General features: G+C 68.5%; 21 protein-coding genes and 2 tRNA genes. 9 read left to right on the top strand and 14 right to left on the bottom strand.

Translation table 11 applies throughout. The annotated features are described in order from the left end of the window. Positions 1-34: 34 nt before the first annotated feature. Positions 35-682, bottom strand: a complete 648-nt coding sequence (locus ACFXOO_RS05370) for a MerR family transcriptional regulator (protein WP_394562956.1) — start codon at positions 680-682, stop codon at positions 35-37. Between the two features lie 69 nt (positions 683-751). Between ACFXOO_RS05370 and ACFXOO_RS05365 the strand changes: the two genes are divergently transcribed. The 4 genes from ACFXOO_RS05365 (at position 752) to ACFXOO_RS05350 (ending at position 3,567) form a co-directional block, all read left to right on the top strand. After that, positions 752-1,255, top strand: coding sequence for a DUF4188 domain-containing protein (locus tag ACFXOO_RS05365; protein WP_394562955.1), 504 nt, complete (start codon positions 752-754; stop codon positions 1,253-1,255). 115 nt (positions 1,256-1,370) lie between these two features. Then, positions 1,371-2,159, top strand: a complete 789-nt coding sequence (locus tag ACFXOO_RS05360) for a glycosyltransferase family A protein (protein ID WP_394562954.1) — start codon at positions 1,371-1,373, stop codon at positions 2,157-2,159. Beyond that, a complete protein-coding gene (locus tag ACFXOO_RS05355) occupies positions 2,156-2,995 on the top strand; it encodes an endonuclease/exonuclease/phosphatase family protein (protein ID WP_394562953.1) in 840 nt (279 codons plus the stop codon). Before ACFXOO_RS05360 ends, ACFXOO_RS05355 begins: the two co-directional genes overlap by 4 nt. After that, entirely contained in the window at positions 2,992-3,567 is a 576-nt protein-coding gene (locus ACFXOO_RS05350; RefSeq protein WP_378839009.1) for a hypothetical protein, read from the top strand. Before ACFXOO_RS05355 ends, ACFXOO_RS05350 begins: the two co-directional genes overlap by 4 nt. Positions 3,568-3,570: 3 nt before the next feature. On the opposite strand, the gene ACFXOO_RS05345 is transcribed toward ACFXOO_RS05350, so the two are convergent. The 4 genes from ACFXOO_RS05345 to ACFXOO_RS05330 all read right to left on the bottom strand — a co-directional run bounded on the left by ACFXOO_RS05345 (position 3,571) and on the right by ACFXOO_RS05330 (position 7,705). Further along, complete coding sequence (locus tag ACFXOO_RS05345) at positions 3,571-4,065, bottom strand: metallophosphoesterase family protein (RefSeq protein ID WP_394562952.1); 495 nt, start codon at positions 4,063-4,065, stop codon at positions 3,571-3,573. 34 nt (positions 4,066-4,099) lie between these two features. Next, on the bottom strand, positions 4,100-5,308 hold the full coding sequence (locus ACFXOO_RS05340; RefSeq protein WP_394562951.1) for an FAD/NAD(P)-binding oxidoreductase: 1,209 nt from the start codon (positions 5,306-5,308) through the stop codon (positions 4,100-4,102). Positions 5,309-5,421: 113 nt separating this feature from the next. Beyond that, on the bottom strand, positions 5,422-7,224 hold the full coding sequence (locus ACFXOO_RS05335) for a glycoside hydrolase family 15 protein (protein WP_394562950.1): 1,803 nt from the start codon (positions 7,222-7,224) through the stop codon (positions 5,422-5,424). Positions 7,225-7,306: 82 nt separating this feature from the next. Then, positions 7,307-7,705: a hypothetical protein gene (locus ACFXOO_RS05330; protein ID WP_378838999.1), complete on the bottom strand. Its 399-nt coding sequence runs from the start codon at positions 7,703-7,705 to the stop codon at positions 7,307-7,309. A gap of 89 nt (positions 7,706-7,794) precedes the next feature. On the opposite strand from ACFXOO_RS05330, the gene ACFXOO_RS05325 reads away from it, so the two are divergent. Together ACFXOO_RS05325 and ACFXOO_RS05320 are read left to right on the top strand one after the other, a co-directional pair. Next, entirely contained in the window at positions 7,795-7,989 is a 195-nt protein-coding gene (locus ACFXOO_RS05325; protein ID WP_378838996.1) for a hypothetical protein, read from the top strand. A 4-nt stretch (positions 7,990-7,993) separates the two neighbouring features. Then, positions 7,994-8,455, top strand: coding sequence for a GNAT family N-acetyltransferase (locus tag ACFXOO_RS05320; protein ID WP_378838994.1), 462 nt, complete (start codon positions 7,994-7,996; stop codon positions 8,453-8,455). Positions 8,456-8,545: 90 nt separating this feature from the next. Here ACFXOO_RS05320 and ACFXOO_RS05315 read toward each other — a convergent pair. Further along, positions 8,546-8,621, bottom strand: a tRNA-Glu gene (locus ACFXOO_RS05315). Between the two features lie 108 nt (positions 8,622-8,729). Between ACFXOO_RS05315 and ACFXOO_RS05310 the strand changes: the two genes are divergently transcribed. Beyond that, entirely contained in the window at positions 8,730-9,368 is a 639-nt protein-coding gene (locus ACFXOO_RS05310; RefSeq protein WP_378851312.1) for an MBL fold metallo-hydrolase, read from the top strand. A gap of 114 nt (positions 9,369-9,482) precedes the next feature. Then, positions 9,483-9,920 carry an alternative ribosome rescue aminoacyl-tRNA hydrolase ArfB gene (arfB, locus tag ACFXOO_RS05305; RefSeq protein WP_394562949.1) on the top strand — a complete coding sequence of 146 codons (438 nt, stop codon included), beginning with the start codon at positions 9,483-9,485 and terminating at the stop codon, positions 9,918-9,920. 85 nt (positions 9,921-10,005) lie between these two features. On the opposite strand, the gene ACFXOO_RS05300 is transcribed toward arfB, so the two are convergent. The 5 genes from ACFXOO_RS05300 to ACFXOO_RS05280 all read right to left on the bottom strand — a co-directional run bounded on the left by ACFXOO_RS05300 (position 10,006) and on the right by ACFXOO_RS05280 (position 15,064). Next, positions 10,006-10,275, bottom strand: a complete 270-nt coding sequence (locus ACFXOO_RS05300) for an HPr family phosphocarrier protein (RefSeq protein ID WP_378838987.1) — start codon at positions 10,273-10,275, stop codon at positions 10,006-10,008. Between the two features lie 68 nt (positions 10,276-10,343). Then, on the bottom strand, positions 10,344-12,440 hold the full coding sequence (locus ACFXOO_RS05295) for a fructose-specific PTS transporter subunit EIIC (protein WP_394562948.1): 2,097 nt from the start codon (positions 12,438-12,440) through the stop codon (positions 10,344-10,346). A gap of 57 nt (positions 12,441-12,497) precedes the next feature. Further along, positions 12,498-13,451: a 1-phosphofructokinase gene (pfkB, locus tag ACFXOO_RS05290; protein WP_394563211.1), complete on the bottom strand. Its 954-nt coding sequence runs from the start codon at positions 13,449-13,451 to the stop codon at positions 12,498-12,500. Next, a complete protein-coding gene (locus tag ACFXOO_RS05285) occupies positions 13,448-14,233 on the bottom strand; it encodes a DeoR/GlpR family DNA-binding transcription regulator (RefSeq protein ID WP_378838983.1) in 786 nt (261 codons plus the stop codon). The genes pfkB and ACFXOO_RS05285 overlap by 4 nt, the downstream gene beginning before the upstream one ends. A gap of 93 nt (positions 14,234-14,326) precedes the next feature. After that, a complete protein-coding gene (locus tag ACFXOO_RS05280) occupies positions 14,327-15,064 on the bottom strand; it encodes a hypothetical protein (protein ID WP_378850826.1) in 738 nt (245 codons plus the stop codon). A gap of 33 nt (positions 15,065-15,097) precedes the next feature. Between ACFXOO_RS05280 and ACFXOO_RS05275 the strand changes: the two genes are divergently transcribed. Beyond that, positions 15,098-16,009, top strand: a complete 912-nt coding sequence (locus ACFXOO_RS05275) for an aminoglycoside phosphotransferase family protein (protein ID WP_394562947.1) — start codon at positions 15,098-15,100, stop codon at positions 16,007-16,009. A gap of 16 nt (positions 16,010-16,025) precedes the next feature. On the opposite strand, the gene ACFXOO_RS05270 is transcribed toward ACFXOO_RS05275, so the two are convergent. The 3 genes from ACFXOO_RS05270 to gltX all read right to left on the bottom strand — a co-directional run bounded on the left by ACFXOO_RS05270 (position 16,026) and on the right by gltX (position 18,692). After that, positions 16,026-16,886, bottom strand: a complete 861-nt coding sequence (locus ACFXOO_RS05270; protein WP_394562946.1) for a hypothetical protein — start codon at positions 16,884-16,886, stop codon at positions 16,026-16,028. Positions 16,887-16,975: 89 nt separating this feature from the next. Beyond that, positions 16,976-17,047 (bottom strand) — tRNA-Gln (locus ACFXOO_RS05265). 130 nt (positions 17,048-17,177) lie between these two features. Next, a complete protein-coding gene (gene gltX, locus ACFXOO_RS05260) occupies positions 17,178-18,692 on the bottom strand; it encodes a glutamate--tRNA ligase (RefSeq protein ID WP_378850835.1) in 1,515 nt (504 codons plus the stop codon). Positions 18,693-18,694: the final 2 nt, after the last annotated feature.

The raw sequence follows: 18,694 nt of genomic DNA, 5'->3' as shown, positions 1-18,694 counted from the left end.
TCGCTCTGCGGCGGCCCGCTGTCTTTCTCCGCGGTCAGCGGTCGCTGACGTCGCCGTCCGTCCGCGTCGTCGGTCGGCCGTCGCCGAACCTCTCGGCCGAGGCGATCTGCTCGGCGACTCGACGCAGTGCCAGCAGCAGAGGCTCGACGAGGACGGAGCCGAGGACGACGTAGTTGACGGCGGCCTCCGGAGACTCGGTGGGGACACCCTCGATCTCAGCCCGGGCGATCCGCTGTATCGATTCGAGGTACACCGTCATGACCTCTCCCGGGGGCGTGAAACCGGCGCGCTCGAGACCCTGCAGTGCGGCGGCCACCGAGCCGAGCACGCGAGGGTCGCACATGCCCGGCTGCCAGCCGATCCTCGTCACAAGCTTCTCTGCGGCGCTCACATCGATGCCGTCGCCCACGAGCGGTGTGACGGCGGCGTGAGCCGCGCCCAGGAGGTCGTGCCCGCGCGCGGGCGGATCATCGAGGGTGGCGATCACGCGTTTCGTCTCGGCGACGCTGACGCCCGCATCGATGAGCGCACGGATGACGCGCAGCCGGCGCACGTGCGCGTCGTCGTACTCCGCCTGGGTCGCTGAGCGTCGGGCGCCCTCGGGGAGCAGTCCTTCGCGCAGGTAGTACTTGATGGAGGCGACGGACACCCCCGTCGACTCTGCGAGCTCAGACATTCTCATCGCGCCCCCTTGACAATCGATAGTAACGCTATCCAGACTGGATAGCATTGCTATCCATAGGAGCCGGACATGAGCAGAGTCGTCGCAGGGAGAATGACCCACCGCTACGAGGGCGAGTTGGTGGTGTTCCACATCGGCATGCAGATCAACAAACCGTGGCGGCCGGACCTCTGGCTGCCGGTTTTCGCAGCCATGCCGAAAATGCTCCGCGAGTTGAGCGCAGACCCCGGGTCGGGGTTTCTCGGTTACACGCTGCTGCTCGGATCCGGCGGTCCGTACGTCGTGCAGTACTGGTCGTCGGCGGAGAAGCTCTACGCATACGCGTCCAATCCTTCCCAGGAGCATCGCCCGGCGTGGGCACGCTTCAACAAGACCGCGCGCAAGGCACCCGGGGCGGTGGGCATCTGGCACGAGACGTTCGTGGTGGAGCGTGCGGAGAGCATCTTCGTCTCCACCAAGCCCATGGGCCTGCCGGCCGCCACGGAAGCGGTCCCGATCACCCGCCACCATGATCGGGCACGGGCGCGTATCGCCGACGGCCGCATGATCGCGACAGTTCCCGAAGCGGAGTGATCCCCGGTCGGACGCACACCTCACGCGGTCGGCTATCCGGCTCGCCGGTCGATGTCAACCGGCGCGTGAGCGGACACCGGCGCGGCTAGCTTGAGGGGGTGGACGGTGCGATGCGATGATCAGTGCACCCGGACTCCCGCATCCGACCGTGACCGTCGTCATTCCGGTGAAGGACGACGCCCGCCAGCTGCGCCGCTGCCTGCGCGCGCTCGCGCTGCAGACTCGTCGTGCGGACGAGATCCTCATCGTCGACAACGGTTCCTCGGATGCTTCCGCCCGCGTCGCCGGCGAGGCGGGCGCCACCGTCGTCCAGTGCGTCACCCCCGGGATCTCCGCCGCCAGCGCCCAGGGGTACGACCTCGCGCACGGCGACATCGTGCTGCGGCTCGACGCGGACTGCCTGCCCAGCACGACATGGGTGGCGGTCATGGTCGAGGCGTTCCAACGGAACCCTCACGTGGCCGCGTTCACCGGCGGCGCCCGCTTCGTCGATGGTCCGCGGCTCCTGCGGGCGCCTCTTGCCGCGGTCTACCTCGGTGCATACGCCGCCGCGATGTTCCCCGCGCTCGGCCACCTCCCCCTGTTCGGTTCCAACATGGGTTTCCGTCGCACCGCATGGCGCAGCATCCGCTCCCGGGTGCATCGCCGCGATACAGAGCTGCACGATGATCTGGACCTCTCGTATCACCTCGGAGAGTGGTACCGGATCCGCCTGCTGCCACGGGCCGCCGTCGGCATGTCCATGCGCCCCTTCGCCGATCGGCGGGCCTTCGCTCGCCGGGTCGCGAACGGCTTCCGCACCGTCGTCGTGCACTGGCCGCAGGACTTCCCTCCGGTGCGCTGGGCGAAGCTCATTCTGCGGCGAACCATCGGCCCGCGGACGTTCCGGGTGGTCGCGCGGTGACCGGAGATGATCTCGTCGGGCACGTCGGGCCCCCGGCACTGCACGTGATGACCTTCAACGTCCGCCGACGCATGGGTCGGCTGTCGTGGCCTGCTGCCGATCGGTGGTCCGCTCGTGCCCCGCGTGTGCAGGCTCTCCTGCATGCCGAGCGACCCGGCGTGCTCGGCGTACAGGAGGCGATGCCCGACCAGGCGGCCTTCCTGCAGGACGTCCTCGGCTCGGGTTTCCGGTCGGTCGGGTACGGCCGGAGCGCCCAGCGCTCGGGCGAGGGGTGTCCGCTCTACTACGACCATCAGCGCTTCGAGCTGCTCGACTGGGCCCAACAGGCCTTGTCGGATCACCCCGCCGTCGCCGGATCGCGCACGTGGGGCAATCCCGTCCCCCGCGTGATCGTGCGCGCGGTCCTGCGAGATCGGTCATCGGGCGCGACGTTCACCGCGCTGAACACCCACTGGGATCCGTTCTCGCGCGCGTCTCGGCTTCGTGCGGCAGAGCAGCTCCGGGGTATTGTGTCCGCGGCATCGACCCCTGTCATCGCGATGGGCGATCTCAACGCGCCGGCAGCGTCGTCAGAGGTGCGCGCGCTGTGGGACGGCGGTGTGATGCGAGACGCATGGGATACGGCAGCCGATCGCCTCACTCCCGAGTGGGAGACCTATGCCGCCTATCGACGTCCGAGAGTGGGCACTCGACGCATCGATTTCATCGCTGTGTCGACCGGCCTGGTCGTGGACCGCATCGCCATCAACGCGCGGAGGTACCGCGGCGGGTGGCCGTCGGACCATCTCCCCGTTCAGGCCGTCGTGCTCTTCGCACCGGATGGCACACCGGCGTGATCGAGAACTTCCTCCGCCGCCCTCGCGGCGCCGCCGAGTACATCGCCGACGCGGTACGCGTGCTCGGCGTCGTCGGCATCATCGTGGCCGCGGTGGGCTGGACCGCAACCGATGCCGGAATCCTCGCCTTCGCGCTCCCCGCGCTGCTGGTCCCCCGGTTCGTCGGCGTCCGACCGTGGTTCGACATCTTCTTCGGCATCACCGTGCTCGTGGCGGCGTGGAGCAACGTCCTCGATCTGTACACCTCGCTCGCCGGCTGGGATCTCATCGTCCATTTCACCGCCACCGGTGTGCTGTCAGCCATGCTCTACCTTCTCCTGAGTCGATGGGGGGTGGTTCCCTCGCCGCAGGAGAGCGGCTTCCGCAGACGCGTGCCCTGGGTGATCGTCCCGGCGATCGGTCTGGCCATCAGCGCACTCTGGGAGATGGTCGAGTGGTTCGGGTTCACGTTCATCAGCGATCAGATCTTCGTGACCTACACCGACACGATCGGTGACATGGCCGTCGGAGGACTCGGCGCTGTGCTTGCCGGATGCGCCCTCGCCTCGGTGCGGCTCGATCGAGCCGCGTAGAGCTCAGAGCTCGTGCAGCCGCACGTCGACCAGCGCGCCGTCGTCGACCACGACCGTCATCATGGTGTGGGCGGGCTGACGTCGACGGTCCGTCGGCGACCCCGGATTCAACAGCCGAAGGCCGCGCGGAGTCGTGCTGTCCCAGGGGATGTGGCTGTGACCGAACACCAGCACATCGACCTGAGGGAACGCGGCATCCATTCTGACCTCACGACGTTTCGCATCGCCGGTCTCGTGCACGACGGCGAAGCGCACTCCTTCGAGAGTCCGCCGCGCGACCTCGGGCAGTCGCGCGCGCACGTCGGGTCCGTCGTTGTTGCCGTGAACGCCCAGTACGGGTGCGTGCGCTTCGAGGGCGTCGATGACGGATGCCGCGACCCAGTCTCCGGCGTGGATCACGAGGTCGGCCTCGCCGACGGCACGCTCGACGGCGTCGGGCAGCCGTTTCGCGCGGCCGGGGATGTGCGTGTCCGAGATGACCAGCAGTCGAGTCGTCATGCGCTCATCATGACGCGCGCCCGTCCGGGTCTCCTCACGCGCGACCCTTCAGAATCAGATTCCAATACACCCACGGCAGGATGTGCCTGTCGAAGATCCACGAGACGCGATTCTCCCGGTACATGGACTTCCAGAACGGGATCGTCGGTTCGGCATTGCCCTGGTCGTCGAACTCCGCGAACACGACCGTGGACCGCGAGACGGTGAACGGACACACCGAGTAGCCGTCGTACAGCTCCGTGGGACGGCCGCCTCGCATCACCGACGTGAGGTTCTTCGCCAGGGCGAACGCCTGGTCCCGCAGGGCGCCACCCGACTTGGAGTTGGTGGTGGCCGCGGCATCGCCGATCGCCCACACGTTCGGGTATCGAGGGTGTCTCAGCGTGCGCGTGTCGACCTCCACGAACCCGCCGTCGTCGTCGGCCGCGGCGAGGTCGGACCCCTTCAGCCAGTCCGGTGCGGACTGCGGCGGGACCACGTTGAGCACGTCGTAATGCAGCTGCTCGCTCTCCCCTGTGCCCTCGACGGCACCGAGCGTGATCACACGCGATCCGCCGTCGACTTCACGCAGCGCGGTGGATGTGCGCACCTCGATCCCGTACTCCGCGATCACTCGCTCGAGCTCACGATCGATGTGGTCGAGTCCGAAGATCGAGGGGTCGGGCACGACCATCACGACCCGGATGTCCGCCAGCACGCCCGTGGCCCGCCAGTAGTCGCACGCCTGGTACATGGGCTTCTGCGCGGCGCCCGCGCACGAGGACGGTCCCGGAGGCTGGACGAAGACGACCGTGCCGTGCGTGAGGTCGTGCAGGAGCTGCGACGTCTTCGGCACGAGGTCGAAGTCGTAGTGGGATGCCACGGCGTCAGTGGCGAGGGCGTCGACGAGACCGGGCACGGCCTCCCAGTTCTGCTGGATGCCGGGGCAGACGACGACGTGATCGTACGTGTGGCGCGTGCCCTTGCCGAGGACCACGGCGTTCTCACCGGGGTGGATCGACACGACGGCGTCGCGGACCCAGTCGACGCCCTTCGGTGTGACCGAGGCCTGCGACCGCACCGTTGTGCTGCGCCGCGCGGTGCCTCCGCCCACGTGCGAGAACAACGGCTTGTAGTAGTGCTGCGACCGCGGCTCGATGATCGCGATGTCCTCGACACCCTCGCGTCGGAGGCGAGCCGCAATCGAGACTCCCCCGTTGCCCCCACCGATCACCACTACCGAATGGTGCGTCTTGTACGCCATCGTGGATCTCCCTGTCGATACGTCGTCGGGCAAACGTACGGCGATCCGTCGCACTCGGCGGGGGCTTGCCACCGCCGCGATCGCGGGTTATGGCCGTCCGCCCGCACCGGAGCTCAGTGTCCGTCGATCTCTTCCGGTTCGGCCAGCTGACGGAGCGTGAGGGCGGTGTTGATGAGCGCGAGATGACTGAGCGCCTGCGGCAGATTCCCCCAGAATGCGTTGTCGTCCGCCGCGATCATCTCCGCGTAGATTCCGACGTCGTTGCCCAGATCGACGAGAGCGTCCATCAGGGCGATCGACTCGACTCGGCGGCCGACGCAGGCCAGCGCGGTCGCTCGCCAGAACGCGCACGCCACGAAGGTGTGCTCTTCGCGGGCTGCCCCCGTGTAGCGGTACAGCAGCGGGCCGGCACCGAGATCTTCCGCGATCGCGTCGATCGTGGCGCTCATGCGCTCTCCACGGTCGAAGCCGCTCGGTGCATGCAGCAGAACGGATGCGTCGAGCCTGTCGGTGCCCGGATACATGACGTACGCACCGAGGTCGTCCGACCAGCACTCCGCATCGACCCAGTCCTTGATGCGGTCGCGTTCCACCCGCCACCGATCGATGCCGCCCGGAATCTGCCCGGCCTCATGCAGCATGATCGCATCGTTCAGAGCCTGCCAGCATCCCATCTTCGAGGACGTGTAATGCTGCTCGTCGGGCAGCTCCCACATGCCGGAGTCGCGACGGCGCCACAGATCGCAGACGCGGTCCGCCACGGTTGACAGCATCTGGCCGGTGTCGATGTCGAGGATGTTCCCGGCGTCGACGTATGTCCGACAGATCGCGAACAGGTCGCCGAAGACACCGAGCTGCAGCTGACCGTGCGCAGGATTGCCGGTCACGACCGGGTCGACTCCTCGCCACCCGGGGACTTCGTATTCCTGCGTCTCACGGTCGACGCGTCCGTCCAGCGTGTAGAACACCTTGAGATCGGGACCGTTCTCGCGGATCGTGCGCAGCATCCAGGAGATGGCGGCGTGGGTCTCCTCGCGCAGTCCGAACCACACGAGGGCGTGGGCCGTGTAGGCGAGGTCGCGCACCCACGCGTACCGATAGTCCCAGTTCTTGCGGCCACCCGGAGACTCCGGCAGGGATGTCGTCGCCGCGGCCGCGATGGCACCGCTCGGGCTGAAGATGAGAAGCTTCAGCGCCAGCGCGCTGCGTCGCACGTCGGGCGCCCACGGCCCCTCGTAGTCGAACTCCCGGGACCACGCCCGCCAGCCTGCGATCGTGCGATCGATGCCCCGGTCGACGTTGGAGGCTTCCGGCAGATGGAGTGGCTCGCCGTGGGTCGCCGCCACCACGAGCATGTGCCGCGACCCTTTCGATGTCGTGAACGCGCCGCTCAGACGGGTTCCGCGTGAGTCGGGCTTGTCGGGCCCGTGCTCCGATCCGACGACGGCGAGCGCTGTGCGCCCGCAACGGATGATGACGCCGCGCTCGGTGTCGTCGAGCCACGGCGAGGCGGTCTGCAGGCCGGTGCCGGGCTGCACCTGCCACGCGAACGGAACGGTGCCTTCGATTCCTTCGATCCTTCTGGCGAGCTCGGCCCAGGGCAGACGCCCCGCGACCCCGGTCACCATCGCGTCGGTCACCTTCGCCGTACCGGTCTCGGTGGTGAACGTGGTCACGAGCACGTTCGTATTCGCCCGGTACCGCCGCCGGACGGTGTAGGCGACCGCGGGTTCGAGCTCGATGAATCCCCCATCCGCGTCGTCCAGGAGGCGAGCGAAGATCGGGAGCGAGTCCAGGTCGGGCACCGGCATCCAATCGACCTGTCCACGCAGTCCGATCAGGGCGACGGTTCGACCGTCGCCGATGGGTGCGTACGACCTGAGGTCTTCGCCCGGTTGCTCGCGTTCCGCCGTCACGGTCCCACGTTACGAGGAGAGTCCCGGCGCCGCTGAGGCTTGCGTGCGAGGGGGCGGCGCGCTACGGGCGCCGCCACCGGCGTCATGCGAAAAGATCACCGAAGTCGGCCAGTGGCACGAGGCCCCGTGCTCCCTCGCGGAGTGAGGGGTCATCGGTCACCAGCGCATCGGCTTGGAGCGAGGCGACGGCGAGGTATTCCGCGAGGGGCGTGTCGTCCCAGCCGAGATCTGCGGCGAGTCGAAAGGCGGTGGCCCGTGACACGCGATCACCCAGGAGACGGATCTTGAGTTCCGCCAGACCCTCCAGGGCCTTCCGTGTCTCGGACTCCTCCTGCTGACCCGCTCGCGATGCGCGGTACAGCAGAGACAGCACGTGCGATCGCAGAAGCGACGGGGCTACGAGCGAATGATCTGCAGCGACCTGGCGACCGTCTTCGAGAAGTCTCAGCGCGGTCGGTGCGTCGATGGCGAAGCGGCTCATGCTGCGATGATCACACGGGTCTCCGACATCGGGGACGGCCCCGGTGAGCCGACCGACGCGTGCGTCGAGCGCACCGCTACGGTGTGTCCATGAGCACTCAGAAGAACTCCGACGCCGGCATGGCTCGATATGTGGTCGGCGGGGTGGTCGCGGGACTGCTGGTCGGTGTCCTGCTGGGTATCCTCGTGCCGTCGATCGGGGTGGGCTTCGGGGTCGGCATGGGCATGGCGGTGGGTATCTTCGTCTCGGTGATCGTGTGGTTGATCCGACGGCCGAAAGCCTGACGGCGTGCAGGGCGACCTCCTCATCCGCCCCATCGCGGCGGGAGACGCGGGCGAGATCTTCACTCTGCAGCGCGCCGCGTTCGTGCAGGAAGCGGAGCTCTACCGAACGGTGGACATCCCGGCGCTGACGCAGTCGCTGGGCGACCTCGAGAGCGAGCTCGCTGCCAGTGGCGGTCTGGTGGCGCTGATCAGGAACAGGATCGTCGGATCCGTGCGCGCCAGAACCGATGGCGATCTGCTGCTGATCAGCCGGCTCGCGGTCGCCCCCGATATGCAGGGGCGAGGTATCGGAACAGCCCTTCTCGCGGCGGTCGAGGCACGATCGGATGCCTTGGAGGCCGAGCTGTTCACCGGTTCTCTCAGCGAGCCGAATCTGCGCCTGTATCGCCGAGAAGGCTACGTCGAGACCGGACGGATCGTGCTGCCCGAGGTGGAGCTGGTGTATCTGCGCAAACGTCTGCGGTGAGCGCTGCAACCTCGTCCACCGCGATCGAGATCTCAGCCACTCGACGCGCCGGAACAGGAAATGCCCGTCCGGTGGACGGGCATTTCTCGATGGTGACCCCAGCGGGATTCGAACCCGCGTTACCGCCGTGAGAGGGCGGCGTACTAGGCCTCTATACGATGGGGCCGATCAGCACAACCCTACGATTATGCCACGGCGCGCCCGGAGTCGACAAATCGAGACGAGGATGGGCGTGGCGCTTGCCGCGGCATCCGCCGACGGGTTGACTCGGGTCATGCGAGTAACCAAGCACGAACACGCCGCGCTCACGATCGAGCAAGCCGGCAAGGCACTGATCATCGATCCGGGAGCCTTCACCCTTCCGCTGGTCGACATCGGCAACACCATCGGCATCGTCATCACACACGAACACCCCGACCATTGGACGGCAGAGCATCTCGACCGCATCCTGAAGGCCGTGCCGGGGACGCCCATCTACGGTCCGCAGGGATTCGCCGACGCGGCCGCGGGGTACGACGTCATCGTTGTGAACCCCGGCGACACCGTCGATCTCGACCCGTTCACGCTGGAGTTCTTCGGCGGGAAGCACGCGGTCATCCACGAGTCCATGCCCGTCGTCGACAACGTGGGGGTCCTCATCAACCATGAGTTCTACTACCCGGGAGACTCCTACACGGTTCCCAAGGGCGCCAAAGTGCAGCTTCTCGCCGCGCCCATCGGGGCGCCGTGGCTGAAGATCGGCGAAGCGATGGACTTCGTGCTCGCCGTGGCACCGAAGCGGGCATTCGGCACGCACGACATGACTCTGTCGGTGATCGGACGCGACATGCACCGTGCGCGGCTGAAGTGGGCCACCGAGCAGGGCGGCGGCGAGTTCCTCGCGCTGGACCCCAACGATGTGACCGATCTGTAGAGACGCGACTGTACGGACGGATGCGGCGATCCGCGGGGATCGCAGCATCCGTGTTCGTCAGCGGAGCCGGCCCTCGCGCTGTTCTCGCCGCCGCGCGGAGGCGAAGATGGGTGCATGGCCACTCCTCACCGCCCCGGGCTCCGGACCGCCGTGGGGATCACCATCCCCGAGTCCGAGCTCGCGTGGCGGTTCTCGCGGTCGTCCGGTCCGGGTGGGCAGGGCGTGAACACGGCGGATTCGCGCGTGGAGCTGCTGTGGGACGCGTCGGGTTCGACGGTTCTGTCGCCGATCCAGCGTGAGCGACTTCTGGACAGGCTGGAAGGTCGTCTTGTGAGAGGAGTGCTCACGATCGCGGCATCCGAGCACCGCGCGCAGCTCCGCAACCGGGATGCGGCGCGCGCGAGGCTCGTCGCCGTGGTCGAAGACGCGCTCCGGCCGCCCTCGCCGAACCGTCGTGCGACGAAGCCCAGCCGCGGCGCGAAGGAGCGTCGCTTGCAGGCGAAGCAGCAGCGCACCGACGTCAAGCGCCTGCGTCGACCTCCCACCGACTGAGGAAGGCGCGGCGTTCTCCGCACGATGAGACAGCGGATGCCGCGGACCCTGGGGTCCGCGGCATCCGCTGTCGTGTCGTGCGCGATTACTCGGCGTCGAGATCCGTCTCGAGGAGGGTGACGAGCTCATCGAGCGCCTGATCGGCGCCTTCGCCCTCCGCCTTCAGAGTGACGACGGTGCCCTTCGCCGCGCCGAGTCCCATCAACGACAGGATGCTGCCGGCGTTGAGGTCGGGACCACCCTCGGCCGCGATCGTCACGGGGATCTTCTTCTCCTGTACCGCTGTGACGAACAGCTTCGCCGGACGGGCATGCAACCCCGAGCTGCTTGCGATGGTAGCCGTGCGCTCTGCCATGAGTACTCCTTCGTGAGTGTGTGGAACTATTCTTCAGCATTCCGCATGCGCGGTGCCTGCACCAGCGATCAGGCGGTGACGGCCACCGGCGCGACGGACGTCGACGACGTCTCGGCCGACTTCAGCTCCTTCGGCGCGATGAAGCGCTTCGCCATGACGACCAGCAAAGCCGAGACGACCGTGCCGGCGATGAGGGCGATGAGGAAGCCCCAGATCGGGTTGATGGCGAACAGGACGAAGATGCCCCCGTGCGGCGCATACGACTGCACCTGGAAGATCATGCACAGGGCGCCGGTGACCGCACCACCGACCATCGTCGACGGGATGACGCGCAGCGGGTCGGCGGCGGCGAACGGGATCGCACCCTCCGAGATGAAGGACGCACCCAGCAGCCAGGCCGCCTTGCCGTTCTCACGTTCGACCGCGGTGAAGAGCGGGCGGGCGAGGACCGTCGAGGCGAGAGCCATCGCGAGCGGTGGAACCATGCCGGCGCACATGACGGCACCCATGATCAGCAGCGGCGCGGGGTTGTCGGCCGACCCGGCAGCGAGCCCGGCGACGGCGAACGAGTACGCCACCTTGTTGATCGGACCACCGAGGTCGAAGCACATCATCAGACCGAGGATGACGCCCAGACCGATGGCCGCGCCGCCCGACTCCGTGAGGCTGGTCAGCCAGTCGGTGAGCCACAGCATGAGCGTCGCGATCGGACGACCGAGGAACAGGATCATCAGACCCGATGCGACGATCGACGCCACGAGCGGGATGATGACGACCGGCATGAGGCCACGCAGCCAGCGCGGAGCGTTGAGGCGGCCGATCCACCAGGCCACGACACCGGCGAGCAGACCGCCGATGATGCCGCCGATGAAGCCGGCCTGCATCAGCACCGCGACCGCACCCGCCACGAAGCCGGGAGCGATACCCGGTCGGTCGGCGATCGCGAACGCGATGTACCCGGCCAGGGCTGAGACCAGGAAGCCCATGGAGGTGGCACCGATCATGAAGAACACCGAGCCGAGGTACTGACCCAGCGGTCCGAAGTCCGACGTGATGTTCTCGGTAGGCAGATCCCACAGCGAGTTGTTCACGATGACGGTCGCGGCATCCTGCGTCACGAGGTATCCGCCGAGGAGGAATCCGATCGCGATCAGCAGGCCGCCGCCGGCGACGAACGGGATCATGTAGCTGACGCCCGTGAGCAGGATGCGCTGGATGCGTGCACCGAACGACACGGGAGCGGCCGTGGTCGCGCCGGCGGCGCCGGCGTCACCTGACACGCGCGCGGCGTTCGGGTTCTTCGCAGCGGCGACGGCCTCGGCGATCATCTGCTTCGGCTGCTCGATGCCGCGCTTGACACCCGACCGGATGACGGGCTTGCCGGCGAATCGCTGCTGTTCGCGCACGTCGACATCGACGGCGAAGATGACGGCGTCCGCGTTGTCGATCACCGACTGCGGCAGTGCCTGGTAGCCGCTGGAACCCTGCGGCTCGACGATCAGATCGATTCCCGCGTCCTTGCCCGCTGCCGTCAGAGCATCTGCTGCCATGAAGGTGTGCGCGATTCCGGTGGCGCACGCGGTGACCGCCACGATGCGCGCCGGATGACCGTCGACCGAGAGCTCAGAGCCCGCGGCGGCGGCGGCTGCCGCGGCTGGTGCGGCTGCGGCCGGCGCCGTCGAACCAGCCGGCGCGGGGGCGGCGGAGGCATCGCCCTCGCCGATCGCGTTGTTCACGATGCCCACGACCTCGGTCGGGGTGAGCGCAGCGCGAAGGCTCTGCGTGAAGTCGGACTGCATGAGGCTTCGCGCGAGTTTCGAGAGCACGGCCAGGTGTGCCTCGGCGGCTCCTTCGGGCGCAGCGATGAGGAACACCAGGTCGGCCGGGCCGTCCGGAGCGCCGAAATCGACGCCGGGCGTCAGACGGGCGAACGCGAGCGACGGGGTCGTGACCGCGGCACTCTTCGCGTGCGGGATCGCGATGCCACCGGGCAGCCCGGTTTCATCCTTCTGCTCGCGCGCCCATGCGTCGGCGAAGAGCGCGTCGGCGTCGGTGGCGCGGCCCTGCGCGACGACACGTGCCGCGAGGGCACGGATCACCGCGGCCTTGTCAGTGCCGAGGTCCGTGTCGAGTGACACGAGCTCCGGGGTGATGGTCTGGGACATTTCGATGACCTCCGTGGTCGTTTCGGGCACTGCAGTGTGGTGGAGCGAGGCTGTTCGTCAGGGCAAGAGGGAGTCGACGGGGATGTCCCAGTCCGGGATGTCGGCAGGACCGGGGATCTGCGTCCCCGGAAGCGATGCGGCGGCGGCACCGTACGCCACCGCGCGGCGCAGACGTCCGGTGTCGTCCTGGCCTTCGGCGGCGGCGATCAGATACCCCGCGAGCGAGCTGTCGCCGGCACCGACCGTGCTGGACACGATGATCTTGGGGGCCGAGGCCCTCAGGACGCCATCGGCCGTCACCAGAAGTGCACCGGCGGCACCCAGAGTGACGAGCGCTGCCGCCACGCGCTCCGGCACGAGGTCCTTGGCGTGCGCGATGGCGGTGGCGATGACGTCATCATCACCCGACGAGGCGCCGGCGCCCACCAGCTCGGCGAGCTCCTCGTCGTTCGGCTTGATCAGGTCGGGACGCGCGGTCGCGACGACGCTCGCCAGGGCTGCACCCGATGTGTCGACGGCGATCTTCGGGCTTTCGGCACCCCAACGGGCACGCACCGCCGCCGTGATCTCAGCGTAGAAGTCGTCCCCGACGCCGGGGGGCAGCGACCCTGCGAGCACGACCCAGTCAGCGCCTTCCGCAGCAGCGACGACGCCGTCGACGAGGGCGGATGCCTCGGCCTGCGACAGCTGGGGCCCCGGCATGTTGATCTTCGTCGTGGCGCCCTGCGGGTCGGCGATGGTGAGGTTCGCGCGGGTGCGCCCCTGCACCTCGATCCGCAGGACGGGAACGCCGTCGTGCTCCAGGAGCAGCCGGTAGGGATCGTCCTGCGCGCAGGGGACGACGGCCAGGGTGCCCACCCCCGCGGCGCGCAGAGCTCGTGCGACGTTCACGCCCTTGCCCCCCGCATCCTCTCGGGCGTCCAGGCCGCGCTGCACCTCACCCGGCTCGATGGGCGCGGCCAGGCGTACCGCCCGGTCGAGGGACGGATTGACGGTCACGGTGACGATCACGCGCACCACACCTCGACTCCTACATCGTTGAGCGCCGACGCGAGCGGCGCCGTGGGCGCGGCATCCGTCACGAGAACGTCCATGGCGGACAGTGCCGCGAAGCTGACGAGCAGCTCGCGGCCGAATTTGGTCTGGTCCGCCACCACGATGACGCGGCGGGCCGAGCGGACGACCGCGCGTTTGACGGCAGCCTCCTCGGGATCGGGCGTGCTCGCCCCGAACGCGTGCGACAGGCCGTTCACCCCGACGTAGGCGATGTCGGGTCGCAGCGTCTCGATGGCGTGCACGGTGTCGGCGCCGACGGCGGCCGCGGTCACGCCGCGGATGCGGCCGCCGACGATCGACAGCGACACCGAGTCCACGTCGGCGAGCGCGTGAGCGATGCTCAGCGAGTGAGTGACGACCTCGGCGGCGCCGCGGACGGCCGCCAGTCGCAACGGCAGTTGGTCGGCGACGGCGGCCGTCGTCGTTCCCGCGTCGAAGAACACCGAACCGGTGAACCCTTCGCCGATCGCCTCGATCGCGCGGCGGGCGATGGCCTGCTTCGCACTGCTGCGGCGGTGGCTGCGATCGGCGATCGACGGCTCGGTGGTGCTCGGCCGCTCCAAGGCGACCGCGCCACCGTGCACACGTCGGAGTGTGCCGCCTTGCTCCATGGTGAGGAGGTCGCGGCGCACGGTTTCGGTGGTGACGTCGAAGCGGCGGGCGAGATCGAGCACACCCACGCGTCCGTCGTCGATCAGGATGCGCTCGATGAGCTCCTGCCGCTCCGTTGCGTACATACTTCTGCTCCTTCGCCGATTCCCACAGACTACAACACAGAACAACATAATCACAAGGGTCAATTCGTGGACATCCACATTGCGGGCGCGTCTTCACGAGACGGCCGCCTCGGCGATCCAGACGCCCACGGTCTGGTCGTCCCAGGTGAAGCGGATCACGCTCCCTCGCGGGAGACCCGCGGACACTCCCCGCGGGGTGTCGTCCGAGATCGTGTAGTCGTAGGAGGGTCTGAGCGGTGACGGCGCACAGGTGGCTCCCATCGGCCGCCCGGCATCCGAGCCCACCAGCAGGCAGGTCACACCACGTGCGGTCGCCGCGGACCACACGGAAAGTCCGCGGAAGTCTTCGTACTGCTGCAGGCGTGCGCCGATGAGCCCGAATGACTCCAGATCGACCGCGTCCACGAGCTGCTGACGCTCGAGTCCCGTCGCGGGAGTCGCGACGAGCAGGGCTTCGCCGTGCGGAGCGGTCGCGACGAGTGCGATGCCGGTGGCCAGGACGACGGCGGCGATGGTCGAGACGACGGCGCCGCTCTGCAGCAGCCCGCGGATCTGCGAAGGCGATCGAAGGTGGCGTGGCGCGGGGCCGCTGCCGGGCGCGGCAGGCAGGAAGTCTTCGACTCGCGGGGGCACGAGGGCGGGGGGCAGCTCGATGATGGCAAGCGCTCGCGTCTCGCCCGACGCGCCACGTGGATGCAGCATCGCCTCGAGTTCTCCGAGTCGGCGGAGGGCATCGCGCTCCATCGCGGCGCCGTCGTCGGGCCCATAGGCCTGGCGACGCAGATCGGACAGCTCGCGAAGGAGCGCGGGCGGCATCGGTGACGCATCCACTCGCCCATTATCGATCCGTGTGAAGGTTTACGGGTGACCGATAAGCCCGCATCCGAAGTGCTGATCGATGAGCACGTGGTCCGTTCCCTGCTCGCCGAGCAGGCCACGAGCTTCGGGGAACCGGCGACCGATCCGCTCCGCAAGGTCGCAGAGGGCTGGGACTGCGAGATCTGGCGGTGGGGTGATGAGCTTGCCGTGCGCCTCCCCCGTCGCGCTCTCGCCGCGCCGCTCATCGCTCACGAGCAGAAGGCCCTTCGCGTCCTGGCCCCGAGTCTGAACACCGTCGGCGTACAGACACCTGCGCCGCTCCTCGTCGGCTCGCCGGGCGGCGCGTTCCCGTGGCAATGGTCGGTCGTGCCGTGGATCGAGGGCTCCTCCGGCCTCACGGTCCCCCGCGCGATGCGAGCCGGATGGGCTCGGACTCTCGCCTCCGTCATGGGTGCACTGCACCGCGAGGCGCCCGCAGATGCTCCGCACAATCCGGTGAGGGGGGTGCCGCTCGTCGAGCGGAAGGCGGCGGTGGACGAGCGGCTGGAGATGCTGCGGCGGTCCGGCGCGATCGAGGACACGTTGCTGGCCTCGGCCGCCGCGCGCTGGGCCGATGCGCTCATGCAGCCGCCGTGGGGCGGACCGCCCGTCTGGATCCACGGCGACCTGCACGCGGCGAACCTCGTCGTGCTCGCCGGTCGGCTCGTCGGCGTGGTCGACTTCGGCGACGCGACGGCGGGCGACCCCGCTTACGATCTGGCAGCCGCGTGGCTCGCGTTCGACAGCGATGGCAGAGCCCTGTTCCGGTCCGCGCTGGCCGACGTGTACGACGATGCCACGTGGATCCGTGCTGAGGGATGGGCGGCGGCGATGGCGCTGCTGCTCGTCGCACACAGCGACGACATGCCGGATCACCTGACCGCAGGAATCGAAGCCCTCGAAGAGATCAGGGGATGACAGCCGGGCATCAGCCTCAGGCGGTCGTGGTCGCGGTGGCGGCCGACACCTCCACCTGCGTTCCGACGAGGACGAACCGCACGACGCTGCCGACCGGCAGATCCCCGCGGAGCGCCGCGGGCATCCCCTCGTAGACCGTGAAGTCGACGACCGGGTCGAGACCGACCGGAACACAGCCCGCATTGAAGACGCCGTACCTCTCGGTCTCGAGCAACAGGCAGCGCCGGCCGTCGGCGCTCTCACCGCTCCACACCCGCAGTCGACCATAGGACTCGTAGCGCTGCAGCTCGGCATCGTCGACACGGTAGCCGGCCAGAGACCCGGGCACATCGACCGCCTCGCGCTCGGCCGGCGTCGACGCGATCGGCGCGAGCAGGGCGTCCGGCCGGTCGGTGGCGGCTTGGAGACCCCACATCGCGAGGGCGGTGAGGACGACACTCGCCGCGGCGACGGCCCACCACTTCCGGCTGAGCGCGAGCACGCCGCCTCGCACGCGTCGCCACGGCGTACCCGGTGTACCGGACGGGGAGGGGTCAGCTCCCACGCGGGAAGCGGGATCGTCGACGCGTTCCGACGGTCGGGCGCGATCCGCGACCGCCGCGGACCGCCCCTGACCGGACGGCGCCGTGGATTCGTCTCGCGCACCCTCGGGGTCTGCCGCGTTCGCCGGGGCCGTTTGGTGGGGCCCCGCGGGAGCAGGACGGACGGGTGGCACCGCGCGCGTCCGGCGGTCGGCGCTTTCGAGCTCCGTCAAACGGCGCAGAGCACGGGGATCTCGGAGGATGTCGGCGTCGGGCCCGTACGCCCGCTTCCGAAGGGCCGTCAGCTCATCGATCGACGAGTCGGCTTCGGTCGCGACGGACGGTGAAGCATCCATGTGTCCATTATCGGACTGCCCTCGGCCCACGGGCCTCGGAGTCATCGGGAAAAAGCAAAAACCCCCGCTGAGCGGGGGTTTTCCACTTGCTGGGGTACCTGGACTCGAACCAAGAACAAAGGTACCAGAAACCTCCGTGTTGCCAATTACACCATACCCCAAGGCGCTGGACAGAAGTCCGTGCCGAGGGTCAACTCTAGTCGACGGGGACGCGTGAGCCAAACCGGGCACCACGTGACCATCCGGAGGTGTCCGCGAACGCGGGCATCGGCGCGCGACACCCACGCGGAGTCAGGAGGCGCGTTCCACGAGTGCGCCCAGCCGACGGATGCTCTCCCGCTTGCCGAGCAGTTCCATCGACTCGAACAACGGTGGCGAGATCCGGCGGCCGCTCAGCGCGACGCGCAGCGGACCGTACGCGACGCGAGGTTTCAGTCCGAGCCCTTCGATGAGCGCAGCGGCCAGAGCCTCCTGAGCTGCGGCTGCGGTGAACTCCCCCTCCGGCACCAGTTCGAGTGCCGCGACCGAAGCGACGATGACCTCGTTCGCATTCGCAGGCAGCGTCGCCAGCGCATCATCGGCATACGTGATCGCGTTCGTGAAGAGGAAGCCCAGCAGCGCGGGGGCGTCGCCCAGCAGCTGCATCCGCTCCTGCACGAGGGGCGCGGATGCTGTGAGCATGGCCTGCTGGTCGGCCGTGGGGGGATCGGCCACGACACCCGCCGCGGTCAGGTAGGGCACGAGCCGAGCCGCGAAGTCGGCGGGCTGCAGCATCCGGATGTGGTCTCCGTTGATCGCCTCGGCCTTCTTCTGGTCGAACCGCGCCGGGTTCGGGTTGACGTCCACGATGTCGAACGCCGCGACCAGCTCGTCGAGCGAGAAGACGTCCCGATCAGGGCCGATCGACCACCCCAGGAGAGCGAGGTAGTTCAGCAGGCCCTCGTGGATGAAACCCCTCTCGCGCTGCAGGAACAGGTCGGCCTGGGGGTCGCGCTTGGAGAGCTTCTTGTTGCCGACGTCGCCGAGCACGAGAGGCATGTGCGCGAAACGCGGGATGAACGTCGTCACACCGGCCTCGACGAGAGCGGAATAGAGCGCCAACTGGCGAGCCGTCGACGGCATCAGGTCCTCGCCACGGATGACGTGCGTGATTCCCATCAGCGCATCGTCGACCGGGTTGACGAAGGGATAGAGCGGCACGCCGCCGGCTCGCACGAGCACGAAGTCGGGGAACGAACCGGCCGGGAACGTCACCTCGCCGCGGATCAGGTCGTCGTAGGTGAGGTCGTGGTCGGGAACGCGCAGGCGGAAGGCGGGCTCTCGTCCTTCCGCACGGTAGGCGGCCTTCTGCTCGTCGGTCAGATCGCGATCGTGATTGTCGTAACCGAGCTGCTTCGCACGGCCGTTCGCCGTATTGCGCGCGTCGATCTCCTCGGCGGTCGAGTACGACTCGTAGACGAGACCGGTCGCGCGAAGCTTGTCGAGCACGTCGAGGTAGATGTCGTGGCGCTGCGACTGACGATAGGGCGCGTGCGGACCGCCGACCTCCACCCCTTCGTCCCAATCGATGCGCAGCCACCGCAACGCCTCGAGGAGTTGCTGGTAGCTCTCCTCGCTGTCGCGCGCCGAATCCGTGTCTTCGATCCGGAAGACCAGCGTGCCGCCGTTGTGGCGGGCGTAGGCCCAGTTGAACAGCACCGTCCGGATGAGCCCGACGTGGGGCAGTCCGGTCGGTGAGGGGCAGAAGCGCACGCGCACGTCGGCGCCGGTGGCGGTGGTGGTGCGGGAATCGGGTGAGGAGGACATCA

This window comes from Microbacterium sp. P03 (assembly GCF_043556235.1).
GTDB lineage: Bacteria > Actinomycetota > Actinomycetes > Actinomycetales > Microbacteriaceae > Microbacterium.
Note: the sequence above shows the minus strand (reverse complement) of the source record. Positions and strands in the feature narration are given on the sequence as shown.

Coding starts and splice junctions, on each gene's coding strand:
- gltX (WP_378850835.1), bottom strand. CDS start 18,692: ATGTCCTCCTCACCCGATTCCCGCACCACCACCGCCACCGGCGCCGAC.
- ACFXOO_RS05325 (WP_378838996.1), top strand. CDS start 7,795: ATGAGCACTCAGAAGAACTCCGACGCCGGCATGGCTCGATATGTGGTC.
- ACFXOO_RS05345 (WP_394562952.1), bottom strand. CDS start 4,065: ATGACGACTCGACTGCTGGTCATCTCGGACACGCACATCCCCGGCCGC.
- ACFXOO_RS05300 (WP_378838987.1), bottom strand. CDS start 10,275: ATGGCAGAGCGCACGGCTACCATCGCAAGCAGCTCGGGGTTGCATGCC.
- ACFXOO_RS05270 (WP_394562946.1), bottom strand. CDS start 16,886: ATGGATGCTTCACCGTCCGTCGCGACCGAAGCCGACTCGTCGATCGAT.
- arfB (WP_394562949.1), top strand. CDS start 9,483: ATGGCCACTCCTCACCGCCCCGGGCTCCGGACCGCCGTGGGGATCACC.
- ACFXOO_RS05365 (WP_394562955.1), top strand. CDS start 752: ATGAGCAGAGTCGTCGCAGGGAGAATGACCCACCGCTACGAGGGCGAG.
- ACFXOO_RS05310 (WP_378851312.1), top strand. CDS start 8,730: ATGCGAGTAACCAAGCACGAACACGCCGCGCTCACGATCGAGCAAGCC.
- ACFXOO_RS05285 (WP_378838983.1), bottom strand. CDS start 14,233: ATGTACGCAACGGAGCGGCAGGAGCTCATCGAGCGCATCCTGATCGAC.
- ACFXOO_RS05330 (WP_378838999.1), bottom strand. CDS start 7,705: ATGAGCCGCTTCGCCATCGACGCACCGACCGCGCTGAGACTTCTCGAA.
- ACFXOO_RS05340 (WP_394562951.1), bottom strand. CDS start 5,308: ATGGCGTACAAGACGCACCATTCGGTAGTGGTGATCGGTGGGGGCAAC.
- ACFXOO_RS05370 (WP_394562956.1), bottom strand. CDS start 682: ATGAGAATGTCTGAGCTCGCAGAGTCGACGGGGGTGTCCGTCGCCTCC.
- ACFXOO_RS05295 (WP_394562948.1), bottom strand. CDS start 12,440: ATGTCCCAGACCATCACCCCGGAGCTCGTGTCACTCGACACGGACCTC.
- ACFXOO_RS05360 (WP_394562954.1), top strand. CDS start 1,371: ATGATCAGTGCACCCGGACTCCCGCATCCGACCGTGACCGTCGTCATT.